General features: G+C 27.5%; 4 protein-coding genes. 1 reads left to right on the top strand and 3 read right to left on the bottom strand.

The features are described 5' to 3' along the window. Positions 1-166 precede the first annotated feature (166 nt). The 3 genes from G3997_RS04560 to G3997_RS04550 form a co-directional block, all read right to left on the bottom strand. Complete coding sequence (locus G3997_RS04560; protein ID WP_296648786.1) at positions 167-2,122, bottom strand: [FeFe] hydrogenase, group A; 1,956 nt, start codon at positions 2,120-2,122, stop codon at positions 167-169. 226 nt (positions 2,123-2,348) lie between these two features. Next, positions 2,349-2,963, bottom strand: a complete 615-nt coding sequence (locus G3997_RS04555; RefSeq protein ID WP_296648783.1) for a DUF4397 domain-containing protein — start codon at positions 2,961-2,963, stop codon at positions 2,349-2,351. A gap of 106 nt (positions 2,964-3,069) precedes the next feature. Continuing rightward, positions 3,070-3,591: a cob(I)yrinic acid a,c-diamide adenosyltransferase gene (locus G3997_RS04550; RefSeq protein ID WP_296648780.1), complete on the bottom strand. Its 522-nt coding sequence runs from the start codon at positions 3,589-3,591 to the stop codon at positions 3,070-3,072. 179 nt (positions 3,592-3,770) lie between these two features. Between G3997_RS04550 and G3997_RS04545 the strand changes: the two genes are divergently transcribed. After that, positions 3,771-4,049 carry a hypothetical protein gene (locus tag G3997_RS04545; RefSeq protein WP_296648777.1) on the top strand — a complete coding sequence of 93 codons (279 nt, stop codon included), beginning with the start codon at positions 3,771-3,773 and terminating at the stop codon, positions 4,047-4,049. The last annotated feature ends 73 nt before the right edge of the window (positions 4,050-4,122 follow it).

Here is a 4,122-nt window from a genome sequence, read left to right as displayed (position 1 = left end):
TATATGTATATTTAAGTAATTTTTTTAAATACTCTATAATGAAATAAAAAAATGGCATTAATTAATGCCATTTTTTATATACTATAATTCAAAGTAATATTAATTTTGAGCAACGGATGTTACCGAAATGTTTCGCCAACACGTTGCTCAGAGCGGTAGCGAATTTTTATTTTTTAGTATTTTTTACCCTTACAAAATATTTTGTATGAAGTAATTCATGAGCTTTATGGCTCATTGGGTAATCTAGGTATTTATCATATATAGCTTGAACATGAGGATTTTCATTTGACACTCTAAGATTAAGTGATCTATCTATATCATTTAATCCTTCAGCTCTTTGTTTTAGTGTTTCAACTCTTTTCTTAGCTTTAGGTTGACCACCTCCACCTACACATCCTCCTGTACATGCCATTATTTCTATAGCATGATAGAATTCTTCTCCAGATCTTATTTTATCAAGCATTTTTGCAGCTTCTCTAAGACCATGAGCAACCCCTATTCTAAGTTTAAGATTCCCTACTTCTACATCACAACTTCTAAATCCATCAAATCCTCTAAGTTCGTGGAATTCTACTTTTTCTAGTTTTTGTCCTGTCATTTTTTCAACTGTCATTCTAGTGGCAGCTTCTATAACTCCACCTGTTCTACCAAATATTATACCTCCACCAGTATATTCACCCATTATTGAATCTATTTCTTGATCTTCTATTTCATTTAAGTTTATACCTGAATCTTCAAATATTTTTATAAGCTCATTAGTTGTTATAACATAGTCTACATCATAGTTCATACCTCTTGAAAATTCAGGTCTAGATGCTTCATACTTTTTAGCAATACAAGGCATTATGGCAACACATATAAGACTGTCTCTTGGAATACCTTTATCTTTTGCCCATAAGTCTTTTGCTACTGTTGCAAAGATTTGCATAGGTGATTTTGTAGATGATGGAACATCTAGCATATCTGCATAATTTTGTTCTATAAATTTAACCCATGCTGGACAACAAGAAGTAAGTATTGGAAGCTTAACATCTTTATCTCCTGCTAAATGTTTTTCTAATCTTTGTTGGAACTCAGTTGCTTCTTCCATTATTGTTACGTCTGCTGCCCAGGTAGTATCAAATACATAATCTACACCTAATTTTCTAAGTCCTGAAGCGATTTTTTTCTCAACATTTGTACCAGGTTCAAATCCAAATACTTCACCTATAGCAACCCTTACAGCTGGAGCCATTTGAGTTATAACTAATTTATTTGGTGTAGCTAAATCTCTTAAGAATTTAAATGTATTATCTCCTGCTGTTATAGCATTTACTGGACATGCTGATACACAAGCACCACAGTGAGTACATCTTGTATAATTTATGTAATGTTGTTCTTTACGTTCTCCATCTATGCAATCTACAGGACATGCTCTTTTACATGCACCGCATCCTATACATCTATCTGTAATAGTAAGTTTTGTAAGGTGATTACATTGTGATGTTTTACAGATACTCTCCTCTATATGTTCTTCGATTTCTCCATAGAAATTACCTATAATCTCTTGTATTATATTATTACTTTGATTTAATTTTTCTTTTATTTCACTAGATAATCTTCTTAGTAAATATATATCACGCATATTAGACCTTCCCTTACTTATACGATCTAATACCCTCCAAATTCTATATACCTCTTCTTTAACTTCTAAGTATTTATTATATATTTCACTTTTATTATCATCTTCTATTTTACCTATTAAATAGTTTACATAGAAAGTTGCATATTGAACTATACAGTCTTCTTCAGATAATATTATAATGCTTCTACTACTATTTTTATCAAATAAATTAAAGTCTAAAACTTTATCTAAGCTATCTTCGATTAAAAATCCACCAAATGGAATTCCAAGTTGTGCTGCTTTAAATTTCTTTTTGTTTAATATGCCCCCACAAATATCTATTATATCATTAAGTGTTGCATTTTCTGGCACCTCTATTATTCCTGGTTTGTTTATTTTTCCAGATACTGCAACTTTTCTTTTTCCCTCTTCTGTAATTTGTTTTAACTCTTCTTCCCCAAAAACAGAAAATACAGATCCTAGAGAACTTTGGATAAGCGTAGTTTTTTTATCTGACATATGATTAACTCCTTATTTATAATTTTTATCCCTTTTAGTAGATTTAATATCCTAATATACTTTGTTATTTTAATATCCTAATATACTTTGTTATTTTAATAAACAATATATACATTATTTTGGACAAATATAAAAAAATAATAAGCCTATAGACCTATTATTTTTTTATTACTTTATTTCAATTTTAATCTTTATCTACAAACWTNCTTTATTTCAATTTTAATCTTTATCTACAAACATAAGTATTTCCATCTATAACTTGAACAGCTCTTAAACCAGGTGGGTTACCTATTACATATAGAGTATATATTTTGTCTTCATTTAATGTTACCTTAAGTGGTAGTACAACACTTTTATCACTATTTAATACAATATTTATATTATACGTTCCAGGATTTAAATCAACATAATCTGTTCCTTCTCTAAACTCTATGTCTTCAAATAATGTGTCACCATTAACAACTATATCTACTCCAGGTGCAGTTGGTGATAAATGTATTATTCTAACCGCACTATATCTTTGAGATGGTGATTTTGTTATTTTATCAGGTATTACTAATAAACTTAAATCATTTAAATCTCCAGTAGCAGCTACTGTAAATATTTGTTGTGATGGTATATCTACCATTTGATTTATGGCAGGTTGATCTGTTTCTCCTGAAGCATATATAGCAATATTATATTCACCTTCATCTAAATATATATAATTAGTAAAATCACCAAATGCTAAATTAGTAAAAACCATTTGACCATTAACATACACATCTACAGCTTGAACATCAGGTACAGCATGAAAAACTCTTACTAAGGAACTATTATTTTTCACTTCAAAGCAATCCATATTATATCCCCCTATTTAAACATTTAAATCTTTTTTATAATATGTTATTTCTATTAATTGTGTTCCTTATATAAAGTTTTGTACTACTTTCTTATATTAACTATGTCTAAAACTCCATAGGTATTAATTTATCTTCGCTATTTCTTGCTATAGCGTATAATGCATCAGATAATCTATTTATATATTTTATAAGAAGTGGATTTATATCTTCTGTCTTACTAAGAGATACTATAATTCTTTCAGCTCTTCTACATATAGTTCTAGCAACATGTAAATGTGCTGAAGCCAATGATGTTCCAGGGATTATAAATGAATCTAATCCTTTTGACTCACTCATAAATTTATCTATTATATATTCTAAGTTTTTAATATCTTCTTCACTAACTATCTTTTTTAATTTATCACTATCCTTAGTTGCTAGTTCAGCACCTATGTAAAATAAGTCTTTTTGAATATTAAATAATACATTTCTAGTGTATTCACTTACATAATGCATACATAGACCTATATATGAGTTTAATTCGTCTATTGTTCCATATGAATCTACTCTTATACTATCTTTATCAATTCTACTTCCATCATATAATGATGTTTGACCTTTATCACCTGTTTTTGTATATATATTCATATTAATTCCACCTTTCTATATTAATATCCAGTATTTTATTATTAATCAAACTTTAAAGTATACTTCTTAACTTAGTGTCAATAATGATGATATCAAATTATATTATCATTATAAAGATTTTTCATCCCATATGAAAAGGCAGATTATACTGTCTTTTGATTTTGACTAAGGAGTATTATATGAAAAATAATTTAAACTATTTAAAAAACAACCTAAATTTATATGGATATACTTTACTTAAGGTAACAAATAATAAAATACTTATATTTAAATCTTTTTATAAATACACTAAGTGCATATATATATCATCTGTAGATACATCTATCGAGGTTAAAATAGACAAAGTATTTGATTCACAAATATATCCTGAGTATATAGAAAGACTTATGATTACTAAAAGATGTTTTGATAGTATCTATGATTCTTTAAAATATATTCAAAGAAATATTATTGTATAATAAAGTTTAATTTATACAATATAACTATTTTATTAAAGTTAACGTAAATTATAAAAGGATTATAACTCATTTA

Origin of the sequence: Romboutsia sp. 13368, assembly GCF_018336475.1 — a bacterium.
In the GTDB taxonomy this organism is placed as follows: domain Bacteria; phylum Bacillota; class Clostridia; order Peptostreptococcales; family Peptostreptococcaceae; genus Romboutsia.
This window is presented reverse-complemented; position numbering and strand designations above follow the sequence as displayed.